Source organism: Glutamicibacter nicotianae, assembly GCF_002797775.1.
Lineage (GTDB): Bacteria > Actinomycetota > Actinomycetes > Actinomycetales > Micrococcaceae > Glutamicibacter > Glutamicibacter nicotianae.
In genome coordinates this window covers 143,632-167,091 of sequence record NZ_PGEY01000001.1, presented here as the reverse complement: position 1 = coordinate 167,091, position 23,460 = coordinate 143,632, and the positions used below count along the sequence as shown (strand labels likewise).

Sequence of the window (23,460 nt, the reverse complement as noted above, 5' to 3'; positions counted from 1 at the left end):
GTCCAGGCCTCCCAAATACAGATTGGCCATCATGGCAGACGCATTAAATTTCAGCATTAGCACCACAAGATTCGACGAGAATTACTCCCCTTCTGCGAATTCTCGAACCACGACAAACTTCGCCAATTTGGCGCGCGGAGAGCGCCGCGAAGAGAACCTTCGCAATGCCCTGACGATGATCAACCGCCGTTTCAATTCCCTGGCTCACTGGGACAATCCCCAAGGTGACCGATATGCACTGGAATTGGAAATCATTTCCGCAAATGTACATTTTTCTGCCAGTAATACCGATCAGGAATTTCCTATTTTAGAAGTGCTTGAAACCACGATCGTGGATAAACTCACGGGCACCCGGTCCCAGGGCATGGTCGGCAATAATTTTTCTTCTTATGTCCGCGATTACGACTTCAGCGTGGTGCTTCCAGCTTCGTGCAATGACAGCGGAGCCCCGGTGCTTCCGGAGGATTTTGGCGATCTCCATGGGCAGCTCTTCCAGCATTTCTTGAACTCACAGGCGTACCGTGAGCGTTTTGCCCAGTTGCCGGTGGTCTGCATCAGCGTCTCGACTTCCAAGACCTATTTCCGCACCGGCAACAGCCATCCAGTGCTCGGTTTGGAATACCAGCAGGATGAAAATTCCTTGACCGACGCATACTTCGGAAAAATGGGCTTGAGCGTGCGCTACTTCATGCCGCAGGGTGCTGTCGCACCGCTGGCTTTCTACTTCCGCGGCGACCTGCTCAACGATTACACCAATCTGCAGCTGATCAGCCTGATCAGCACCATGGAGACGTTCCAGAAGATCTACCGCCCGGAAATCTATAACGCCAATTCGGCCGCTCCTTCTGTGTACCACCCGAGCCTGGGCGCCGAAGACTTCTCCCCCACTCGCGTCTTTTATGACCGCGAAGAACGAACTCAGTTGGGCAAGATCCAAGGCAAGTTCACCGAAGAGCATTTCATCATCCCGAATCGCCAACTGCTAGATCAGTGGTCTTCCTCCTACCCGACTCCAGTCGCCTAAGATTCCGAAAGATAACTCATGACTTCCCCGCTTATCCCCACGTCGATTGTCGGTAGCCTGCCCAAGCCTTCATGGCTTGCCGAACCTGAAAAACTTTGGTCCCCTTGGAAGCTTGAAGGCGAGCAATTGCGCGAAGGCAAGCAAGACGCCATGCGCGCTGCGGTCCTCGAACAGGCCCAGCGCGGCATCGACATCATTGCCGATGGTGAACAGACCCGTCAGCACTTTGTCACCACCTTCATTGAGCACCTGAGCGGTGTTGACTTCGAAAAGCGTGAGACAGTGAGAATCCGCGACCGATACGACGCGAGCGTGCCTACCGTCGTTAGTGCCGTAGAACGTGAAAAGCCAGTTTTTGTCGAGGACGCAAAGGCTCTTCGTTCATTCACTGACAAGCAGATCAAGTGGACGTTACCTGGCCCGATGACCATGGTGGACACTTTGTATGACGCTCACTACCAGAGCCGTGAAAAGCTCGCATGGGAGTTCGCGACCATCCTGAACCGGGAAGCGAAAGAACTCGAAGCTGTTGGCGTGGATGTTATCCAGTTTGACGAGCCAGCCTTCAATGTCTTCTTTGATGAAGTTGCTGACTGGGGCATCGCAGCGCTGGAGCGTGCCTGCGAGGGGCTCAAAGCCGAGACCGTGGTCCACATCTGCTTTGGCTACGGTATCAAGGCGAACAATGATTGGAAAGCCACTCTCGGCGCACAGTGGCGCCACTACGAGAAGTCCTTCCCGCTATTGCAGGCTTCCTCCATCGATACCGTTTCGCTGGAATCCCACCACTCGAATGTCCCGCTGGAGGTCGTCGAAATGGTGCGCGGCAAGCGAGTGATGCTTGGAGCCATCGACGTGGCCAATGACGCTGTGGAAACTCCCGAGGAAGTGGCGCAGACCCTGCGCAAAGCTCTCGAATATGTCGATGCGGACAAGCTGATTGCCAGCACCAACTGCGGCATGGCCCCGTTCCGCCGCGATGTGGCCCTGGCCAAGCTCAGTGCGCTCAGCGCAGGAGCTGGCATCCTGCGCGAGGAGCTTGTTGGTGCCCGCGTCTGAAGTGACAGAATCAGCGACACCATCGTTGCCCGCAGATGATTTCAAAGCGATCTTCCGCGGGCACCCCGGTGGCGTAAGCCTGATAACCGCCGATGCCGGCGACGGACCAGTTGCCCTCACGGCAACGTCCGTGGCTTCGATCAGCGTTGATCCGCCATTGCTCGTTTTCTCGATTTCTGAGCTGTCCTCGGCGGCCAAAGTGCTTACCCGCGCAATTTCTCTTGTCGTTCACAGCTTGGATGCGCATGACATCGAGGTGGCTAAATTAGGGGCAACCAGTGGGATCGACCGCTTCGCACAGAAGCAAACGTGGTCAAGGCTGAGCAGCGGCGAACCGGTATTTGATGGCGTCCGGGCCTGGGTTCGTTGCGCAGTCATCGAGCGGGTTCAGGCAGGAACATCCACAGTTTTTGTCGCGCGCGCCCTTGAGTCGCACATTGAACGCGATAGCGAACCCGGCCAGCCCAGCAACGGACTGGTTTACCACAACCGCGCCTGGCATCGGCTGGATGAAAACTCGCAGTTATCCAATTGAGGCTGTTCGGCCGCTGTCTAACCCAAATTTTCATGAGGACTCTGCCGGCCGCCAAGATCCGATACCAAGGAGTTCTCGACGGCAGTTCCTGACTCTGTCCATGCCAAATAACGCCTTGACGCACCGACGCTCGATGCCAGACTCCACTTGCCTGGATTGTAAGGACCTGTCGAAACCAAAGAAACAGCAGGACAACCACCAGATCAGGCAGCCAGCTCACCGTGGCGCCATCGCTGGAACAACGTACTGTTGCCTTCTTTCAGCTGGCATAACAGCCGCGCTGCAGGCGCTTTGCCTGGAATCAGAAGCCGGCGTTGCCGACCGCCGGTGACGACTTTCCCGGCCATTGAAAACAGCCGGTACCGCCACCGCTTCATATCCCAGCAGCCTGCCTCATGGCCACCAGGCAGCGCAGCAAGTTGCAGCCACGACACCAAATTCAGTGCGAGCATTGCCAGATCAGCCCACGCCTGGTTCGCGGCAAAAGACCAATACGGCAGCTTGCCCAACCCCGCGCTCTTCAGCAGACCCTCTTGATCCGTTTTTCGCACCGGCCACGGGCCCGGTGCCGGGCATCGAGGAACGCCACGTTGAACCGCGGGCTGTTGGTCAAGAACGCGGTCACTCGGTTCCCGTCGGTATCGAACAAGGTCGCTTTCGCGCCGGGATGCAACGGCTCGGCCCGCAAGTAAATCCTTGTTCCTAGAGGGTAGTCCTTCAGATCGATCACATTGGACGCGTCGATCACCCACGCATCATCACGCTGGTCCCGTCAGCGCTCAGCGCTGGCTCCCAGTATTTCTTCTCATCGATTCACCGGATGAACCGCTCCTTAATCACCGACAAAGAATAGGAGGTTGGCCATACAGTCTCAAAAAGCTTGCTGACTCGCCCGTAGATGTTGACGGTAGAGTGGTACTGATTCCTTCGACCAAGTGTGACTCGTGAACCTTCTGACTCCTTTGGGATGTCATCCTCGGGATCTGTCCATCTAATTGGAGCGGCCGCTGTCGTCCGACGCACCGCTATGGCTTGATCAATTAGAGATCAGAAGTTCGACAAAGAGCTCGCCAAGCATCGTGCAGCGGTTGAATGGGGTAAGGCCTGTTTGAAAGACTGGAAGGTTCTCTCGGAGATATACCGCGGAGTGTTTCATGAACTGCCGACCGTGATCCGTATTGTTCGGCTACTAGAATTCTTGCGGGACAACGCGCGGGCGACCAAGTGTAGAAAGGGCTTCAATATTAAGATTGTGGCGTATGAAACCACCAAGGACGATAATCATGTGCGAATACTTAACCCGGGTTGTAAGAATTCATACGAACTTGTCCACAGAATGCGATAGACAATCTGTCCGTCGCGACTGATACGGTTGGTTCTAACCTTGAAAACAGAATGTGACCAGCGCCTTTGTTGCGCAAAGGAGTTCACCTTAATGAAGTTCAGCGCAACATCACCACGTAGTTGCAGCGACTTTATCGCTGCCGTTGCTTCCAAATGTCTGGCTCGTCAAATATCAGGAAGAGACTGATGACTGTTTCCATTTCTGATTACCAATCAAAGTACTTTGCCCACGAGCTACAGCGTAGTTATGCCAATGATCATGTGGGCAAGCTCGCTGGCCTCCTATTTGATGCACAAGTGGAACCCAAACCTCATCAGATCGATGCTGCGCTCTTTGCATTACAAACTCCGTTCTTGCCCGGTGTGATCCTGGCAGATGAAGTTGGACTCGGCAAAACTATCGAAGCTGGGATTGTCATCTCCCAGTATTGGGCCGAGCGAAGACGCGCAGTGCTGATCATCGCTCCATCCAGCCTCCGTCAGCAGTGGAAGCAGGAGCTACACGAGAAGTTCCTTATCTCTTCATCAATCCTTGACGCGAAAAACAAGGACGTCTTACTCTCAAAAGCGGGAACCCGTCCGTCTGAAGTTCTTATCTGTTCATATGACTTTGTTCTTCGTCATGAGACCTCACTACTGAGGTCGTGGGACCTGGTGGTAGCCGACGAGGCGCACCGCCTGCGCAGTTACTGGAACGGCAAGGCAAAGATGGCTTCGGCCGTCTCTCACGTCGCCCGAGGCGCGCACAAAACGGTACTGCTCACGGCGACGCCTCTGCAAAACAAGCTCGAGGAGCTGTACGGTCTCGTCTCGATCTTCGACCCCGACTACTTCCATTCGCTCGGCGCGTTTCGTGAGCGGTATATAAAAAGCCGAGACGTGACAGGCGATGACGATCTAGTAGAGCGTGTGGCGGCTATCTCTAAGCGCACATTGCGTAAAGATGCAAACAAGTACATCCGATTCACCCAGCGAATGCCACTGACCGTCGAGTTCACCCCGTCACCAGACGAGGTGCGCCTGTATGACCTCGTCAACGATTACCTGCAGCGCGACGAGTTGTTCGCGTTCGCGGGTTCGCAGCGTCATCTGTCGGCACTGATTATCCGTAAGCGCCTAGGGTCCTCGACGTATGCCGTCGCGAGTACGCTGGAGAACATCGCAAACCGGCTGGCGGATGAGGTTGCCGCGGGCAAGCTCCGCGACAACCGTGGCGGGCTGTTCCTGGCCGACTTCGAGGCGGGTGACGAACTCGAGGAGGAGATCGTCGAGGAGGCCGAGGAAGTGTCAGCTCAGCCCTCAAGCGCGCAGCTCGATGCCGAGACCCTCAAGCGCATGCGTGCCGAGGTCGATGAACTCCGCGAGTACGCCGCCCTTGCCCGCTCGATCACGGTCAACCAGAAGGCGGTCAAGCTCAACGAGGCCCTCGATATGGGCTTTGAGCGTCTCCGCGACCTGGGTGCCGCCGAGAAGGCGATCATCTTCACTGACTCGACGAAGACACAGGAGTACATCGCCCGCACGCTGGCCGACGCTGGTCGCGGCAAAGGCGTCGTACTGTTCAACGGCTCAAACACGTCGCCCGAGCAGACCGTGATCTACCAGGCGTGGCTGACGGCAAACAAAGACAGCGACCTGATCACGGGCATCCCTGCTGTCGATCGCCGCAAGGCGCTCGTGGACTACTTCCGCGAGCAGGGCACGATCATGATCGCGACCGAAGCGGCGGCGGAAGGTATCAACCTGCAGTTCTGCTCGATGCTCGTCAACTACGACCTGCCGTGGAACCCGCAGCGCGTCGAGCAGCGCATCGGCCGCGTGCACCGCTTCGGCCAGAAGCACAACGTCGTCGTCGTGAACTTCAGCAACAAGGGCAACGTCGCCGAGCAGCGCATCCTCGAGCTGCTGACGAACAAGTTCCAGTTGTTCTCGAGCGTGTTCGGCGCCTCCGATGAGGTGCTCGGCGCGGTCGAGGACGGTCTGGACTTCGAGAAGCGGATCAGTGACATCCTCACCCGCTGCAAGTCTGCCCGCGAGATCGATGCCGCGTTCAAGCAGCTCGAAGATCAGTACGCCGGCGAGATCTCGAAAGAGATGGCCAGCGCCAAAGCCAAGGTCTTCGACAACCTCGACCCGCATGTGCAGGATCGCCTGAAGTCATACGACGAGCAGTCCGGAGAGGTGCTCAACAAGTTCGAGCGCCTGCTCCTGGCAGTGACCCAGCACGAGCTACGCGAGGTTGCCACGTTCGAGGGAGACGGGCGCACGTTCGTCCTGAATGAAGCGCCAACGGCGGGCGCGCCGACGGGGCGCTACTTCTTCAAGTCGAAGCCGCTCCCGAACGCACACCAGTACCGGTACGCCAGTCCCCTTGCCCAACACGTCACGAATGCGGCCAAGACGCACGAGACGCCACCGCGTGAGCTGAGCTTCTCTCTCAGCCAGTCGAAGCGTGCTAGTAACGCGGTCAAGGCGCTCGAGGGCCAGAGCGGCGAGCTGACGGTCAACCTACTGACCTTCACGATGCGGGCTCGCGACGAGGACGTCTCCGAGTCGTACATGCTCGCCGGTGGCATGACCGACGACGGCCAGTACCTGGATGAGGAGTACGTCGCCGACATCCTCGACCTCGCCTGCCAGGGCGTGGGTGGACAACCCGTCGCGGTCGATGTCGCCAAGGTCGAGCCACAGCTCAAAGCGCGGCTCGGTGAGCTGGAGAAGGAAGTCCAGGGGCGCAACTCTCGCTACTACGACCAGCAGGAGGAACTGCTCTACCGCAACCAGCAGGACCGCAAGGCCGAGCATGAGAGCAAGATCCGCGAGTACCGCACCAAGGAAAAGGAAGCCCGCAAGGCGGCGAAGCAAGCGGACGACCCGATGGAGCAGCTCAAGCTTAAGCGCGAGGCCCGCAAGTGGGAGCGCCGGGCGGACGAAGCCGACGACGACTTCCGCGACGCACGCCGAAAGCTGCAGGCAGAGATCGACGAGAAGCTCGACATGATCGAGCAATCCCTGCAGGGGACTCAGGACACCGAGCACCTGTTCGCGATCTGTTGGCGCATTGTCGCGTAACGGTCAGCATTCACAAAAGACATCACAATTGTTAAACTGAGGAAAGAGAAATACCCGATGAGCGAAGAAATCCACGAAACACCATCCACCACCCCGAACTTCCAGACTGAGCTGGCGGCGCAGCTTGCTGAGCTGATGCCCGAGGTCATCGCCGACGGCAAGGTGGACGTGGAGAAGCTCAAGGAACTGTTGGACGGCGACGCTGCCGACAGCAGTGAGCGGTTCGGTCTGTTCTGGCCGGGTAAGAGGCGTGCCCTGCGTGCAGCGCAGGAGCCGACGACAGCGACGCTGCGCCCCGACTTCGAGAACTCGAAGGACTGGGACACCACCAAGAACGTGTTCATCGAGGGCGACAACCTCGAGGTGCTCAAGATCCTGCAGAAGCACTACCACGCCAAGATCAAGATGATCTACATCGATCCTCCGTACAACACCGGCAAAGACTTCGTCTACCCGGACAACTACAAGGAGGGTCTCGACACCTACCTCGAGTGGACGCGCCAGGTTAATGAAGAGGGTAAGAAGCTCTCGACCAACGCCGACACTGAGGGTCGCTACCACTCCAACTGGCTCAACATGATGTACCCGCGACTCAAGCTCGCGCGGAACCTGTTGACCGACGACGGCGTGGTGATGATCAGCATTGACGAGACTGAGCAGGCCCACCTCAAAAAGGTCTGCGATGAGGTATTTGGGGAATCCAACTTCGTTACCCAAGTCACAACTATCGTGAAGACCGAAGGGCGGAGATACGGCTTCTTCGCTAAGAGTCATGAGTACTTTCTCGTCTACGCAAAGAGCGAGGCGGCGACTCAGCTCAACGAGATATCGATCGAGGGGAAAACCTTCAAGTACTCAGACCACCACGGCGGATTCAACCTTCGCGAGCTGAGGAACCAGAACGCGAAGGCGTTCAACTCCACGAACCGTCCTAACCTGCGCTACCCGTTCTATGTCGACGCAAATTCAGCCGATAAGGACGGATTGATGGCTGTCAGCGTCGACTCGAAGTACTCCGACATTGTTGAAGCCATCGTTGTCGATGGGCTTGAAAGCGTATGGCGCTGGGGACGCGAGAAGGCTCGCGCGGAAGAACGCGAGCTCGCCGCGCGTAGGGGCTCTGATGGTGTAATTCGCATCTTCCAGAAGGTCCGTCGAATAACGGAAGCTCCCAAGACTGTGTGGTTTGGAAAAGAGCTGATCTCCAACAAGGGAACTCAAGAGGTGGATGCCCTATTCGGGCGGAAGGTATTTGACTTCCCAAAACCGGTCGAGCTCATCAAGCAGATGGTCGCCATCGGGACTGACCCGGACTCTCTCGTGCTTGACTTCTTTTCAGGCTCCGCGACGACCGCTCATGCTGTGATGCAGCTTAATTCGGAGGACGGCGGTAGTCGGAAACATATCCAGGTACAGTTGCCCGAACCAGTAGACGCCACCTCGGAAGCTGGCAAAGCAGGCTTCAAAACCATCGCCGACGTTGCGCGGCAGCGTGTGCACTTGTCCGGGGAAAAGGTGAAGGCAGCTTTTGAGAGCCAGTTGGGTGTCAGGAGTGAACCGCTTGATATCGGCTACCGCTCCTATTCGTTGGTAGATACGAACTTCACCAAGTGGAAGCAGTCGAGTGACGTCGACCTGAACAAGTTGGAGCAGCACCTGCTCGACCTTCGCGAGAGCAGTAGCGCGGACGATGGGTTGCCGGACGACCTCCTCTCGGAGATCCTCCTCAAGCAGGGCTATTCCCTGACCGAGCAGATCGCACCGGTCGAAGTGGCCGGCTTGAACCTGCGCGCGGTGGGCGATGGCATCGTGCTCGCCTACCTGAACGAGCACGTCAAGCCGACGCTCGACCAGTTGCGTGCCGTGGTGGACGAGGACCCTGCTCGCTTGATCGTCCTTGAGGATGCGTTCCAGGGCGATGACCAGCTCAAGACCAATCTGGCTCAGCTCTGCAAGAGCAAGGGCATCGAGTTGTGGACGGCCTGATCATGGGAGACAACACAGCGAGTAGCGGATTCAAGTTCGACGCCAGTCAGCCCTATCAGCTGGACGCGATTAAGTCGGTGGTCGACCTGTTTGATGGTCAGCCGAAGGACGCCGAGAAGCTGGAAACGACGCTGCGGGGCCAGGTGGCCGCTGTCGACGAGACGGAGAATGCCACGCTCGACCTCGATCTCTCGCAGGAGGTGGGCGCCGTCGGCAACCGCCTGGTGCTTGATCGCGACACGGTGCTTGCGAACCTGCAGCGCGTGCAGGACAAGAACGGTCTCGAGGTTGCCTCGAAGCTGTTCGATGACTCGGCGCTCGACTTCGATATCGAGATGGAGACGGGTACGGGTAAGACGTACGTGTACCTCCGCACCATCTTCGAGCTGGCCGCCCAGTACAACTTCACCAAGTTCGTCATCCTCGTGCCGAGCGTGGCGATCCGTGAGGGCGTGAACACGAGCATCCGGCTCATGCGGTCGCACTTCGAGAACCTGTACAAGAAGCGCAACATCACCTTCGACTCGTCGGTCTACAGCGGTAAGACGGCTGAGGAGGTGCAGTCGTTCGCGACGTCGACCAACGTGCAGATCATGGTCATGACGATCGACTCGATCCGCGGCAACGCGGCGACGCGCATCATCCACCAGACGCGCGACAAACTAAACGGCCTCAAACCGATTGACTACCTGAAGGCGACGCACCCCGTCGTCATCATGGACGAGCCACAGAACATGGAATCCAGGCTCTCGCAGTCGGCCGTGAGCGAACTCGACCCCGTGTTCACCCTGCGCTACAGCGCGACGCACAAAAAGCTCCGCAACGTTGTCTACCGGCTCGATCCGGTCGACGCGCACGACCTCGGTCTGGTGAAGCAGATCGTGGTGGCCGACGTGCAGCAGCAAGGAGCGGACGCGACGCCCTACATCAAGCTGGTCGAGGTCAAGAACGACAAGGGCTGGGTTGCCCGGCTGGAGCTGTCCTGCCGCAAGGCGGACGGCTCACTAGAACGCCGCCTGGTTAACGTCAAGCAGAACCAGGAGCTGTCGGATCCTCGTCTGACAGACAACGCAAGCTACGACGGCTGGCGCGTCAACGACATGAGCATCGAACCCGCCTACGTCGACCTGACACTGCATGGCTACCTGTACCAGGGCGAGAGCATCGGCGGGTCGTCGGGCGCGATCTACAAGGAGATGATCCGCGAGACGATCAAGGAGCACCTGCGCAAGGAGACGCAGTTGCGCGCCAAGGGCATCAAGGTGCTCAGCTTGTTCTTCATCGACAAGGTGGAGAGTTTCCTCGGTGACGGCTCGAACAACAACGATGCGAACGGTCAGTTCGTGCAGTGGTTCGACGAGCTGTTCCGTGAGGAGCGCGCCAAGTCTCCGCAGTGGCAGGAGCTGCTCCCGCAGGATCCGGCTGAGTTGCGTCGCGGCTACTTCTCTGTCCTCAAGGGCAAGAAGGGCGCGGCGGACAAATTCCAGGACACGTCCGGTGCCACGAAGGCCGACGATGACGCGTACGAACTGATCATGCAGGACAAGGAGCGTCTGCTCGACGAGAACGAGCCGACACGGTTCGTCTTTAGCCACTCTGCCCTGCGCGAGGGCTGGGACAACCCGAACGTCTTCCAGATCTGCACCTTGCGCGAAATGGGCGCTGAGACGGAACGACGCCAGACGCTCGGGCGTGGTCTACGCCTGCCGGTCGCGAAGAGCGGGGGCGGCTACGAGCGTGTGGCCGACCGCGGCATCGCGACGCTGACCGTGGTCGCGAACGAGTCGTACAAGCAGTTCGCCGATGCGCTCCAGAAGGAATACAAGGACGCGGGCGTCGAGATCGGGCGTGTCCGCAAGGCGGAGTTCTCGAAGATCCCGCTGCAGAACCCGGACGGGTCTCTCACCGATGAGAACCTCGGCTACGAGGGATCCGTGTCGATCTGGGAGCACCTGCTCGCGCAGAAGTTCATCGACAAGGACGGCGTCGTGCAGCCGAAGTTCCAGCCGAACACGCTCGACTTCAGCCTCAACATGCCCGTCGACTTCATGTGGGCCGAGCCGTTCGTCATCGAGCTGGTTGGCCGTGCCAACATCGGCAAGTACTTCAAGCCGAAGAGCAAGCGGCACTCGCGCAAGCTCAACAAGGAGCTGTTCGCGAACCCGGAGTTCGAGAAGTTCTGGGAGACGATCAGCCGCCGCACGACTTACCGCGTCGAGGTGGAGCGCGACAAGATCATCGAGAACTCGGTCAAGGCGATCAAGGAAGCACCAGACATCGACCCGCTGCGCATCCAGGTCACCCGTGCGGGCGTGAAGGTGCTCCGCGGTGGTGCGAAGGGCCAGGAGCTCGGGTCACGGCAACAGGAACTCCGAGGCAGCTACGACCTGCCCGACATCATCGGAGAGCTGCAGGAGGCCACATCCCTCACACGCAAGACCATCGTCGACGTCCTCGTCGGTAGTGGCCGGCTGGGCGAGTTCATCGCGAACCCGAACGACTTCATCGCCATGGCCAAGCGCCTCATGCAGACCGAGCTCGCGAGGCTCGTCGTCGATGGCGTGCAGTACGAGAAGATCGCAGGTTCCGTCTACGAGCTGCGTGAGCTGCGCAAGGACGGCGAGGAGGAGAAGGAACGCTTCCTCGACCAGATGTACAAGCTGGAGAACGCGGACAAGTCGAACTTCGACTACGTCGTTTACGACTCCGACCCCGAGCGCCAGTTCGCGGAACTGCTCGACGGCCGCGAGGACATCAAGTTCTTCATGAAGCTGCCGGACAAGTTCAAGATCGACACCCCGGTCGGGCCGTACAACCCGGACTGGGCGATAGTGAAGCACGAGGACGGCGAGGAGCGCGTCTACATGATCCGTGAGACGAAAAGCACTGAGGACGAAATCAAGCGTCGCCCGACGGAGAACGCGAAAATCAAGTCCGCCCGTGCGCACTTTAAAGCGATCGGCGTACCGGACTACGAAGTGTCGGTGCCGGGAGGATGGAAGATCTAGTGGAGGAGGATGAACCTGGTGGAGAGTTTGAGTCCAGGACGGACGGGATATTCATTAAGGTGATCGATGTAATTGAGGACGGTCACGTCTTCTATGGTCGCCTTCAGAATGGCGGCAACAGCCGATTCTCCTTCTCGCAACCAGTCGATCTAAAACGCGGTGAAATCATCTTCGTAAGCGAAGACCAACAGTGGTTTCCGGCCCCAAACGCTGCATGGCCTGATGACAGCAGCGTCGGCGTAGTCAGAAAGATCCTCGACGACAGGAATAAGATTGTTGTCGAGACAAGTGGCGGTGGTATGCGTATCCTGAACGGTCCACAGATTATCGGTGTCGAGCCAGGAAACACGATTCAGTACACCGAAGTCGATGGGATCGTGGATATTGTCTCGAAAACACCCATCCGCTATCGAGAAACAGGAGTGGACGAGGACCTCGCGGAGTACATCGTCAAGCCGGGCGAGTCACCTCTCACCTTCGATGCCCTCGGAGGATACGACGAAGTCAAGGCGCGGGCCAAAGAGCTAATAGAGACGCAACTCGGTCGGGCTGCTGATCTAAAGGCTATCGGTGCGAAGCCGGTGAAAGGTGTCCTATTTACGGGGGCGCCCGGTACAGGCAAGACATTTCTTGCACGAATAATCGCCGACGTTTCAGGAGCGGTTTTCTATCAAGTGAGCGGGCCGTCGATCGTTAGCAAATGGGTTGGTGACAGCGAGGAAACACTCCGGCGACTATTTGAGGATGCAGCCAAGAGAGAACGCGCCATAATATTCTTTGACGAGATCGATAGTATTGCTGCTCGTCGGAGTGCCGACTCCAACGGCGAGTCCAAGCGTGTAGTCGCCCAGCTATTGACGCTGCTTGACGGGTTCAAAGCAGACAGCAACGTGATCGTCATCGCTGCTACTAATCGTGTTGAGGACATTGACGAGGCGCTCCTCCGACCAGGACGTTTCGACTGGGAAATCTCGTTCGAATTGCCCACGGAGCACGACCGCCTACAGATCCTCAAAATGAAAGCCTCTGAGCTTCAAGTTGATGGTGGACTCCCCATCGATGAGCTCGCCCGTGCAACGGATGGTTGGTCCGGGGCGATGTTGACAGCGATCTGGACCGAGGCTGCACTTCTTGCAGCTGGTGACAGGCGTTCGCGGATCGCAGATGAGGACATTGCAATCGCTTTCGAGCGCGTGCGCTCTCGTCCTGAACGCGCGAGAATGGACGCTGTCAATGTCGCTTAAGAATTGGCTGCGGCATCCGAAGAAGTCATTCCACGACTGGCGAGAGCGTCGTAGACGGAAGATTGACGCAGAGCAGATAAAGAAGGAGCTCCCGCTTCGAGAATTTGTGTATCTAGATGCCGTGAGCCTTCATAGCCTCCTTGTGTCACAAACGGACACGATCCCAGAGGCCGTCACTCAGACAATATCCCGGGCCGACGAAGCGGAACTCGTCGGCAGCGCGAGTGTCTCTGCAGGAAATGATCTTGTAGGTAAGGCCGAGTCTAGGACAACGGCACGTTACCAAACGAACAACAGTGACAGTACGCAGAGTTTCCGGAAGGCCCTAATTCAGACGCTTTTCAAGCAGTTGAGAGAACAGCCGCTTGAGTTCAGGCTGTCTGCTCCTGAACGAGTTAATGCTCTCAATGAACCAGCTGACGTGCTCTCAGCGCCGACGAATGTGGCAGCGGAGGCTTCTACTTTTGTCCGTGGAGATCTGGTTGAGGTCGCGGTCGAGCTGGCAGTGGACCCCGTCTTCAAGCTCAAAGCGATGATGAACGAGTGGTCTGCGATGGCTGGAGACTATCCGGAGATGTTTGCATCCAGTGGCGTACTTGGCTTCTTGCGCGAGTCTGAGCCCATTATGAAAGTTCTTGATCAGTTTCTCACGGGTCTGATTCCGATCAGGGCTACGGTATTGAACTATGTGGTTGTTCTCATCGATGGGGTAGAGCATGTTGTGCATAAGGATGCCGCGGTTAACCTCGACCTTGAGCTCCGTCCCCTCTTTGTCACTGGAGTGACGGAGCATCTTGGGTTCTGGAAGGATATTCGGCGAGTTCTTTTCTCTGATGCTAGATTCACGATGCTGTGTCGTGTGGCTCGGGACGGTTTGCACGACAATTGGACGCCAGTGAAGTTAGCTGATCTATTTAGCGAGGTTGCGCCCGACTTCGTTGACAAAATCAACGCGATACAAAGCCCATCTGTTGACGACCGTACTACTGCGACCGCGCCCGCCCAGAATGTCGCATTCGCAAATGCGCTTACGAATTACAGGCTTGCAATCGCTCCGGTAAACGTGACCTGGAGCTACGAACAAGAGCGAGACTATCTTGCACTAGCGATGCGGGTGTCAAGCGGAGCAACAAACGCGATTGCGCAGCGAGAAGCATTCGATCTTGTGAGAGATCAAGTGGTTACTCAGTTGGGGATTGAAGCACCCGCGCCTGATCACGATCTAAAGGCACGCCAGGAAGCACGAGCTATATCAGGTCTCGAGCTTCTGCCACGGAGCAAGGGACTCCCTGCGCCTGCGAGTACTTCTATCCCAGCTATGGTTGAGGACTCTGGGTATGCTGGACGGATACTCGATACGGAAGTTATTGCGATCTATTGGTGATGCGGAACCGACGGCTCTTGCGGCAACATCACTATTTGGGTCGCGCGTTCGAGCATCGGAATCCGTATGCCGGGGATGCCCCTGATAGGCGCGATTCGTCATAACTTACCGCAGAAAGATCTCACAGGTCGTCGTAGCGTCGAAGCGGAGCCGGTATCTGCAATAGTTGCTATGGACTACGACAACCCACTGATCCACAAGGATATCGACGCATAGCGTGCTTGGTTGGACGAAAACGAAGAAATCAGCGACGGGGTGTGGCTGCTCGAATCCAAGAAGGGCACCACCGAGCCCACATCGCTGCTCGTTGCCGACGCGCTGCAGGACGCCTTGTACAGCGGGTGGATCGATGGCCAGCGGCGCAGCCACGACGAGAATACGTTCCTGCAGCGCTAGACTCCCCGGCGCAAAGCATCCGTCTGGTCCGAAAAGAATACGCAGTTCGTCCAGAAGCTGATCGCCCAGGGCAGGATGCGCCCGCGCGGACAAGCAGAGATCGACAAGGCCACTAGCCGATGACCGGTGGGATCGCGCCTTCCAGGGGCAGGCTACGGCCCAAGTCCCCAGGCCCCTCAGCGTGCATGGATGCCGAGCTCGCAAACAGAGCGGCCGTCGAGAACGATTCCTGGCACCCGCCCTGATCAAAGATCTTTCCATCGGTACGACACAAGAGGATTTGGAAGTGCGTCTGGTTCATTCACCAGCAAGTGCCCGATTTAGCAACTTCATCATCGCCTCATGATGGTATTTCACGTCGTCGTCATTCCAGCTGCCAGATTCTGCTTGCCTCGCCATCACCTCAAGCTTCAGGCTCTGCTTGCGAGCAGCAAAATTGTTAGCTTTCTGCCCAGGAAGATAGTTACTGAATTTCGAGTTGGCGCTCACAGTCACTAACGCTAGGTTTCCGAGCCAATCGAGAAGACCACTATCACGTAGGCGATATGCCTCATCAATATGCTCTTTGTCTTCCGTTTGCGGCGAAAAGTGCTCCACTGAGGTGCGATAACTGAATGTAAAGTCCCATTGATTCAATTCCTCGACCAGTAAATAGTCCAAGTATGTGAACACGATACGCGGTATGGCGAATCCGAGTGCCATCCCGTCTGGGCTAGTTTTGTCGCTTCCTGAGTTCATCGCCATACGCAGATTCTTCTGTGCATGGGACTCAAGACAGTGAAGGAAGCCCTCACCAGTGGTGGGCGTATTTAGTACAGCTCTGTCGTTGACATACCGCAACGCCTCAGTCATCCAGTGCATCGTCCGCGGGGATGTGTAGGTGATTCGAAGCGCCGATTGCAGCAACAGAATCCGTCGTTGCAGGCTGCGTGTGCCGGTTCCTGAGTCGCCTGCGGCAAAGGTCGCCTGGTATTTGGGGGTGTCCTGCAATTGCTTACCACGACGGTACGAACCACGCATGATCCGGTACAACGACCAACTGCCTTGTTCCTGTTCTGTGGTGGATTCGTTCCCAGAAGTCAGTGACGATTCACGTTTAAGGATGTACTGATCGAACAGGAAACGAATGCGTAATAAGTCCGTAGTGAACTTACGCACCCAATTTGTTCGCTCGGAATAAGGCAGATAATCGATGCGTGCTGAGAATCGCTGAACTAGGATTTTGTCATCGAGTTGACGATCGTCAGCCCGTAGGGAGTCGTTGCGTTCGTCAGTCACCGCCAAAACTTGCAAGAGAAATGTCGGGAAGGTGATTTGAGAAGTAAATCTTTCATCACCGTTGACGTCTTCCAGCTCGCTCGTGACTATGGTTTGGGAATAGGTCACCAGCGCCTGATCAAGCGTCATCGCGGTCGACACGGTTGTAGCGAAATCTTCGTGGCCTGTAGTCTCAACCGAGTCCGTTTTGCTGTCTATTACCTGTTCTCTCAAGCAGGAGAAATCTGATGACGGTATTTTGTTCCAGTCTGAACCGAAGACTGCCGCGCGTTGGGCAGTACTTCCCGCGGTAAGGCTCATCACCACGTAATGGTCCATATCAGAGCACGCCGTCCATACCCGATTTAACAGTTCGCGATCAATTGAGTCTGGCAGATGTCGAAGAAGTCTAGCCTTGATGATGTCCACCGGACTGAGCTGCGCGCCGCGTGTATTCATGATTTCGAAATACCGGTTTAGATCGGTGCTACGGTCAATCGGCATCCGCACGAGGAGGACCTTTGTGAGCAAATAGTCGATCACACGTCGATCCTGTAAAATTTTACCTTCCTTCCCACCTGCCAGTAGCTGTTCGATAATTTTCGAAGCGCGGAGGATACCTGTGTCCTCGCGTTCATTCTGACCTTCTTCGATCTCATCGTGTCTATCAGAGATACTATGCAAAGCGCGGGTTGCCTTTTCCCGAGCTTCATAGACAAGCGGCTGCATAGGTCCGATCAGATTTTTCAGTTCTGTTCGGGACGAGAGCATCTGCAACAAGATGTATAAGGTTGTCAGGCGTTGCTGCCCGTCGATCACGTCCAGCGGATCATCCTCGTGGTCGGCAGTGGCTACCACCAGATTGCCGAGGAAATAGTCCTTGGATTCCCCTTTTTCGGCTTCGTCGAGGATGTCGTGGATCAGTCGGTGTATTTGTTCCTCACCCCATGTGTAATTGCGCTGGTATATGGGAATCGAATAGCTAGGTGCCCCAGGGGCAAACAATTGCCCGACGGGAATAGCTTGAACATCATTTAGCGCAACGGTCTCTGGCATTTCAGTAAGTTTCCTTCAACAAGTCAAGTAACCGTGCATCGTAAGAGTTGCTGGTCTGGGGAGTATCAGGAACGCGCAGATTCTCAAGTTCGATCTCTCGCGGGTCGAGGTTGTCGCGCATGGCTGAAAAAAGATTCACCTGATGATGAAAATTCTCCATTCTGGTGCTGAGTCCTCGCGCATAGTTGTCCGCAGATTTCCAACCTAGCCGTTCGTACACCAACCGGAGGGAGTATGCCCATCGAAGAATATGCCCTTGCACCCGCGATATTTCGGCATCGGAGTATTTATTCGTGTAGTAAAGGGAGGCTGCGACGTAGAGCTCCCTGCAATACCTGAACCGTTCACCCTCACGGAAAGCCTTAAGTTCCGAACTCGAAAAACCTGGGTACTTGATATCGGCGAAGAGTGTCCGGTCGAGTCGTGCACATTCTTCGAGCATAAAGGCCACGTAATCGAAGAACGACTTTCCTGCAGAAATCGGAGCATCAAGTTGGTGCAATGCACGCTTGAGATTTCTACGGGTCACCGGGTCCACATCCGTACCTACCCATTGCTGCAAACCCGGAAGCAATGACTTGGCCGCGCGGTGATACTCGGCCCCAGGCAATCGGCGAGTGGATTTTCCGACTCCCTTGAAGATGTCGAGGTCATCATTGGTAAAGTCGTGCGCCGTCAAATTGCGGCTCCACCAATAAATTCGGGTCAAGTAGGTACTGAAGAGCCGATCCAGTGCGTTCTCGTCAGCTTCCTGCCATTGTTCGACGACAGCGCGCTGCAAGCTAATGCTTGTATCCGCCATCTCACGCAGGTGAAAAGCCTTGAGTAAATCATGCGGTCTCAGTGACTTACCTCGGAAGTTCTGAGAGTCGAAAAATTGGAATGCTTCGTCCTCATCGTCCGTGACAATTTTTAATACGCTGGCTCTAGAATCAAGAAAATTCCTGTATTTGTCGAGAAGCCCCGGAGTACGATTGAGATCCGCTACCCGTCGAACGAGTTCTCGATGGACTTGGTGTAGTGGCGTGCCCCCTGTTTGGAGATGAGGGATCTTCTGCCCTCGAAGAAGCGCCCGCAACAGATGGAGAGTCAGGATTCGTTGCTGTCCATCTACCACCTCGAAATGTGTCTCTTGTCGACGTTTTAGGAGTATGACAGTCCCCAAAATGTACGGACGCTCAGGTCTACTATTGAGTGCATCCTCTATATCTGTAGAAAGCTGCGATGCGATGCGCGGGGTCCATGAGTACGCGCGCTGAAAATCTGGGATGCGCAGGTCGGGTGCATCTGTACCGAGCAGTTCCTCGACTGAGGCAAACTGAAGCATCTCTCTGTTAATCGCCATAGCGTCGACTGTAGACGGATCGCGGGTCGCAAAACCACTAGGCAGATCAGATTACGACTCACGATTTCAAATTGATCATGGACGAATAGGTCAAAGACTAGAGCGAAGTGCAACGGCTGGAACAGGCATTGGAAATCCGCCTTTCCGGGTTGGTCATCAGCGATCGTTCGGTGGTGCTGCGCACCGTCAAGCAGATGGGCCAGATTCTGGATGACCAGGGCCAGTCAGTAAGGCGCAGCCGCCTGTAGGAATTCCGGCGCGCAGAGTTCTGCCGCGGCCAGCTGCTTGTTGGTCCGCGCCGTTGGAAAGATCCGCGCGAGCCGGCGAGCGGGTCCAGCCCGACTCCGTATTTGGCGGATGCTTTCCAGCGGGGAGTCTAGACAGCACAATAGTTGCCATGGACTATGACAATCCGTTGATCCTCAAAGACGTCGATGCTTGGCGCGCTTGGCTGGATGAGAACGAAGAAACCAGCGACGGAGTATGGCTGCTTTTAGCCAAGAAGGGCACTACCGAACCGACATCGCTGATGGTTGCCGATGCTCTGCAGGAAGCATTGTGCAGCGGGTGGATCGACGGCCAGCGGCGCAGCAACGACGAGAAGACGTTCTTGCAGCGCTACACGCCGCGGCGCAAGGCCTCGGTCTGGTCCGAGAAGAATACGCAGTTCGTCGAAGAGCTGATCTCCCAGGGCCGGATGCGCCCGCGCGGACAGGCAGAGATCGACAAGGCAAAAGCGGATGGCCGGTGGGACCGCGCCTACCAAGGACAGGCGACTGCACAGGTCCCCGAAGACCTGCAGCGCGCGTTGGACGCTCATCCGGTGGCCAAGGCCGCTTTTGAGTCATTGAAGTCCCAACCGCGCTATCACATCCTGCACCAGCTGATGATCGCCAAAACGAAGAAGACCAGAGCTGCGCGCATAACCCGCTTCATCGCCCAATTGCAGGAGACAAGCGCACAGGATAGCTAACGCAAGATTCGATTCACGCTGGCCCGCGGCGGCACTGCACATAGGGTCACCGCCGGAACCCGAAAAGAACCATTGACTTAGGCGACAATAAAATTTTGTACCTCTCGGTTGGCGGTAGACTCCGATTACGTCGACATGCGGCGGCTAGCGCACAGCGGGGCTATCCCGCCGAAGGGAGAAATTCATGCAGCTTGAAAACAAGGTTGTCATTGTCACCGGTGGAGCATCCGGCATCGGCGGAGCGATCTCGCGAGTCTTGGCTCGCCGCGGCGCCAAGGTCGTGTCCGTGGATTTGAATGCCGAGGCTGGAGCAGCGCTGGCTGAGGAACTCGGCGACTCGGTGATCTTCATCGAAGGCGATGTCAGCAAGCAGGAAACCGCAGATGCAGCAGTCTCCACGGCCGTGGAGAACTTCGGCGGACTGAACGGCCTGGTCAACAACGCCCATGCTTCCCGCCAGGCACCTTTCACCGACCTGGACCAGGCAGCCTGGGATCTCTCATTCAACACCGGTTTCCTGGCCACCCGCCAGTTCATGCTCGCTGCCTACCCGCACCTGAAGGACAACGGCGGCTCGATTGTAAACTTCGGCTCCGGCTCAGCCATGGTCGGCCAGCCAACCCAGGCCGCCTACGCTTCGGCGAAGGAAGCCATCCGCGGCCTGTCCCGCGTGACCGCCAATGAATGGGCGGCCAACAACATCCGCGTCAACGTGGTCTCCCCCATGGCACTGACCGACGGCGTCAAGGCCTGGAGCCAGGCCTTCCCAGAACTATACGAACAGTCGCTGACCAAGGTTCCGCTGGGCCGCTTCGGCGATCCGGAAACTGATGTCGCACCTGTTGTCGCTTTCCTGCTCTCGGATGACTCCAAGTACGTCACCGGCCAGACGCTCATGGCAGATGGAGGTGCGAATAAGCTCTACTAACCTCTAGACCTATTTCCTGCACTCCAGGCTCCGGGATATTGTCCCGGGGCCTGGACTGCTTTAACGTCTATTTGTTCAAGGCCTACCGTCGGTTGGACTCGGCAACCATCGCGCCGGCGTGGAGCACAGTTCCTGACACCACCAGCAGCCCACCGCCAACTGGTTCTCCGAGCACGAAAACGAATAGGCCAATTACTGCAAGAGTCCAGCCAATCACCATTGTTGCGGTGGAACCTGCTGTGGCTCTCCGGCTAGTGCGCTCTGAAGTTTGAGTCATGCTCGGATTCTATCCGCTGGATCTTTTCTTCAGAGACCAAGGTGCTGGAAATCGGACGAATGAGTTCATCTCTGACGTTCTGGTTTGTCCCGGTGCGGCCGCAGCAGACACAATAGCCACGTAACCACCAATGATTGGAAATTCCGTGACCCTGCGCGTTCTCGTCCCCTGGCAACGACTCGTCGACGAATTGACGATTCCCGGCATCGAACCGATCCTCTGGCACATCAATGATGACCCCGAGGATGCCCCGCCGGCTGACGTGCTGGTCACCGAACGCCCGAGCAACCCGCAGCTGCGCTCACGAGTTTCCCGCATCAAGGGGCTGAAGCATGTCCATCTGCTGTCCCTCGGCTACGAGTGGGTGCTGGAGCTCCTTCCTAAAGAAGTGATACTAACCAATTCCAAGGGCGCCGTGGAAGATGCCACCGCCGAACACTGCCTCGCCCTGATCATGGCATCCCTGCGCCAGCTGCCGTTGGTCGGACAGCAGCAGCGCGAGCGCCAGTGGACTCGGACCTGGACCAGCTCGCTGCACGGATCAAAGGTGGTACTCCTCGGAGCTGGTGGAGTAGGCAGTGAAATCCATTTGCGGCTGCTGCCCTTCAAGCCTGCCGAGCTCACTGTTTTTGCCCGCACCGAACGACTGCATGCGCAGGGCTTCAGAATTCATTCTCTCGACCGGCTCGGGGATTTTCTTCCCCTTGCGGATGTTGTGATTTCCGCCCTGCCGCATACCCAAGAGACCGAGCAGCTCATTGATACCCAGTTCCTCTCTGCAATGAAGGACGGCTCGCTGCTGGTCAATGTGGGACGCGGGCCAATCGTCAATACCGAAGCTTTGTTGATGGAGTTGCAAACAGGTAGGTTGCACGCGGCCTTGGACGTCACCAATCCTGAACCGCTGCCGGCAGACCATCCGCTATGGAGCGCCCCGAACTGCATCATCACCCCACATATGGCTGGCGACACCCAGATGTTCCTGGATATGGTGTCCCAGTTGGCCGTGGAGCAAGTTCAGGCTCTGGCTGCCGGCGAATTCATCGCTGAGCTGCAGGTGCGGGCCTAGCACATCATCCGAACTCCGCCCCTGCCGATCATGCCGGAATCCATGCCAAAGCGCTAAATACCTACTCCTTCCCACCGTTGAATCCACCCCACGTGCCCCGCGGCACGACGGCCGTGCAAGAATGCACAGCCTAAATCGCTTTCCTGTGCAGCTTTGCCGTTGACAGTCCGGAGAGGCCCCTCCTACGCTGAAAATGTAACCTGAATCACCTTTCAGGTTTGGGGAATCACACTCAGCACATTCGGGGCCACCACCTTCCAGGACGCGCCCCATGAGGAAAGGCACGTCACGTGAAGCGAACCAGCAAGGTTGCATTGGCACTGGTGCTCTCGACAGGCATGGCACTCACCGCCTGCGCACCCACCTCCGATCCGGCAGCCGCCGGCGACGGCGACGCCGCGAGCAGCGTCAATATCGGCATTGTCTACTCCAAGACCGGGCCGCTGGCGGCCTACGGCGAGGCCTACTACGAAGGGCTTCAGGCGGGCCTGGACTACGCCACCGAAGGCACCGGCAAGGTCGGGGACACCGAACTGAACATCACCTACCATGATGACGGCGGCGATCCGGACAAGGCTGTCACCGTCGCCAAGGAACTGATCGGCAAGGACTACAAGATCCTGGCCGGCACCGCCTCCTCGGGCATCGCGCTGAAGCTGGTGGAACAGGCCGAGCAGAACAAGGTGCTCTACATTTCCGGCCCGGCCGCCACCGACTCGATCACCGGCGCCAACAAGTACACCTTCCGCTCCGGACGCCAGTCCATGCAGGACGTCGCCACCGCCGGCACGTTCGTGGATGACCTGGACGGCAAGAAGGTCACCGTCTTTGCCCAGGACAACGCGTTCGGCCAGGGCAACCTGGCCGCCGTGGACGCACTGCTCGGAGCCCAGGGAGCGAAGGTCGACTCCATCCTGGTGCCAGAAGACGTCACCGAATTCACCCCATTCGCACGCCAGCTGGTTGATGGCGACCCGGACCTGGTCTTCGCGGCCTGGGCCGGCACCACTTCCGGTTCCATGTGGCAGGCTCTGGACCAGCAGGGCGCCTTCGACGTCGCACCAATTGTCACGGGCCTGGGCGATATTGCCACCTACGGCGCCTTCGGCGATGCCGGAGAGAAGATCAGCTTCCTGAACCACTACTTCCCCGGGGCCGCGGGCACCGACGCGGAAAAGGCCATGATCGATTCCATCGAAGCCGCAGGCAAGGAAGCAGACCTGTTCTCCCCTGACGGATTTGTCGCCGGGCAGATGATCGCGCACGCCGTGGAAGAGGGAGGTGCTGACGTGGACTCCATGGTCGGCGCGCTGGAGGGCTGGAGCTTCGAAGGACCGAAGGGCACCACCACGGTGCGCGCCTCGGACCACGCGCTGATCCAGAACATGTACCAGGTCTCGCTCTCCAAGGACGGGGACAAGTGGATTCCGGAACTGGTCGAGACCATTGACGGCGAGCAGGTCGCTCCGCCAGAAGCCAGCAAGTAAACCCGCTGTCCATCCC

17 protein-coding genes and 1 pseudogene are annotated in these 23,460 nt (G+C 57.3%); 14 read left to right on the top strand and 4 right to left on the bottom strand.

Annotated features, from left to right (window positions below):
* Positions 1-31 precede the first annotated feature (31 nt).
* Genes ATK23_RS00710 through ATK23_RS00700 form a run of 3 tightly spaced genes read left to right on the top strand, consistent with a single transcriptional unit; the run spans position 32 to position 2,618 of the window.
* Positions 32-1,024, top strand: a complete 993-nt coding sequence (locus ATK23_RS00710) for a DUF1852 domain-containing protein (RefSeq protein ID WP_066140357.1) — start codon at positions 32-34, stop codon at positions 1,022-1,024.
* Positions 1,025-1,042: 18 nt separating this feature from the next.
* Positions 1,043-2,083 carry a methionine synthase gene (locus tag ATK23_RS00705; protein ID WP_066139976.1) on the top strand — a complete coding sequence of 347 codons (1,041 nt, stop codon included), beginning with the start codon at positions 1,043-1,045 and terminating at the stop codon, positions 2,081-2,083.
* The gene (locus tag ATK23_RS00700) at positions 2,070-2,618 is read left to right on the top strand and encodes a flavin reductase family protein (protein WP_245858258.1); all 549 of its coding nucleotides are present in this window, start codon (positions 2,070-2,072) and stop codon (positions 2,616-2,618) included. The genes ATK23_RS00705 and ATK23_RS00700 overlap by 14 nt, the downstream gene beginning before the upstream one ends.
* Before the next feature lie 203 nt (positions 2,619-2,821).
* On the opposite strand, the pseudogene ATK23_RS00695 reads toward ATK23_RS00700, so the two are convergent.
* A pseudogene (locus ATK23_RS00695) lies at positions 2,822-3,476 on the bottom strand (transposase); the annotation flags it as partial.
* Positions 3,477-4,148: 672 nt separating this feature from the next.
* Between ATK23_RS00695 and ATK23_RS00690 the strand changes: the two are divergent.
* The 6 genes from ATK23_RS00690 to ATK23_RS16160 all read left to right on the top strand — a co-directional run bounded on the left by ATK23_RS00690 (position 4,149) and on the right by ATK23_RS16160 (position 15,052).
* Entirely contained in the window at positions 4,149-7,034 is a 2,886-nt protein-coding gene (locus tag ATK23_RS00690) for an SNF2-related protein (RefSeq protein WP_066139982.1), read from the top strand.
* A gap of 57 nt (positions 7,035-7,091) precedes the next feature.
* Positions 7,092-9,020 carry a site-specific DNA-methyltransferase gene (locus ATK23_RS00685; RefSeq protein ID WP_066139984.1) on the top strand — a complete coding sequence of 643 codons (1,929 nt, stop codon included), beginning with the start codon at positions 7,092-7,094 and terminating at the stop codon, positions 9,018-9,020.
* Positions 9,021-9,022: 2 nt separating this feature from the next.
* Positions 9,023-12,028, top strand: coding sequence for a restriction endonuclease (locus tag ATK23_RS00680; protein ID WP_066140360.1), 3,006 nt, complete (start codon positions 9,023-9,025; stop codon positions 12,026-12,028).
* Complete coding sequence (locus ATK23_RS00675) at positions 12,028-13,272, top strand: AAA family ATPase (protein WP_100339219.1); 1,245 nt, start codon at positions 12,028-12,030, stop codon at positions 13,270-13,272. The genes ATK23_RS00680 and ATK23_RS00675 overlap by 1 nt, the downstream gene beginning before the upstream one ends.
* A complete protein-coding gene (locus ATK23_RS00670) occupies positions 13,262-14,656 on the top strand; it encodes a DUF6414 family protein (protein ID WP_066139990.1) in 1,395 nt (464 codons plus the stop codon). Before ATK23_RS00675 ends, ATK23_RS00670 begins: the two co-directional genes overlap by 11 nt.
* A 225-nt stretch (positions 14,657-14,881) precedes the next feature.
* A complete protein-coding gene (locus ATK23_RS16160; protein WP_157066355.1) occupies positions 14,882-15,052 on the top strand; it encodes a YdeI/OmpD-associated family protein in 171 nt (56 codons plus the stop codon).
* 297 nt (positions 15,053-15,349) lie between these two features.
* Here ATK23_RS16160 and ATK23_RS00660 read toward each other — a convergent pair whose 3' ends face one another.
* Together ATK23_RS00660 and ATK23_RS00655 are read right to left on the bottom strand one after the other, a co-directional pair.
* On the bottom strand, positions 15,350-17,365 hold the full coding sequence (locus ATK23_RS00660; RefSeq protein ID WP_066139996.1) for a DUF262 domain-containing protein: 2,016 nt from the start codon (positions 17,363-17,365) through the stop codon (positions 15,350-15,352).
* 1 nt (position 17,366) lies between these two features.
* Positions 17,367-18,710, bottom strand: coding sequence for a DUF262 domain-containing protein (locus ATK23_RS00655; RefSeq protein WP_083515518.1), 1,344 nt, complete (start codon positions 18,708-18,710; stop codon positions 17,367-17,369).
* 107 nt (positions 18,711-18,817) lie between these two features.
* Here ATK23_RS00655 and ATK23_RS16155 point away from each other — a divergent pair, with 107 nt between their 5' ends.
* The 3 genes from ATK23_RS16155 to ATK23_RS00645 all read left to right on the top strand — a co-directional run bounded on the left by ATK23_RS16155 (position 18,818) and on the right by ATK23_RS00645 (position 20,611).
* Positions 18,818-18,958, top strand: coding sequence for a hypothetical protein (locus tag ATK23_RS16155; RefSeq protein WP_157066356.1), 141 nt, complete (start codon positions 18,818-18,820; stop codon positions 18,956-18,958).
* Between the two features lie 149 nt (positions 18,959-19,107).
* Positions 19,108-19,683, top strand: coding sequence for a YdeI/OmpD-associated family protein (locus ATK23_RS00650; RefSeq protein WP_066140001.1), 576 nt, complete (start codon positions 19,108-19,110; stop codon positions 19,681-19,683).
* Between the two features lie 184 nt (positions 19,684-19,867).
* Positions 19,868-20,611, top strand: coding sequence for an SDR family NAD(P)-dependent oxidoreductase (locus ATK23_RS00645; protein WP_066140004.1), 744 nt, complete (start codon positions 19,868-19,870; stop codon positions 20,609-20,611).
* Positions 20,612-20,693: 82 nt separating this feature from the next.
* On the opposite strand, the gene ATK23_RS16150 is transcribed toward ATK23_RS00645, so the two are convergent.
* Complete coding sequence (locus tag ATK23_RS16150) at positions 20,694-20,888, bottom strand: hypothetical protein (RefSeq protein WP_157066357.1); 195 nt, start codon at positions 20,886-20,888, stop codon at positions 20,694-20,696.
* Positions 20,889-21,033: 145 nt separating this feature from the next.
* On the opposite strand from ATK23_RS16150, the gene ATK23_RS00640 reads away from it, so the two are divergent.
* Positions 21,034-21,957: a 2-hydroxyacid dehydrogenase gene (locus ATK23_RS00640; RefSeq protein ID WP_066140007.1), complete on the top strand. Its 924-nt coding sequence runs from the start codon at positions 21,034-21,036 to the stop codon at positions 21,955-21,957.
* A 338-nt stretch (positions 21,958-22,295) separates the two neighbouring features.
* Entirely contained in the window at positions 22,296-23,444 is a 1,149-nt protein-coding gene (locus ATK23_RS00635) for a substrate-binding domain-containing protein (protein WP_066140362.1), read from the top strand.
* Positions 23,445-23,460: the final 16 nt, after the last annotated feature.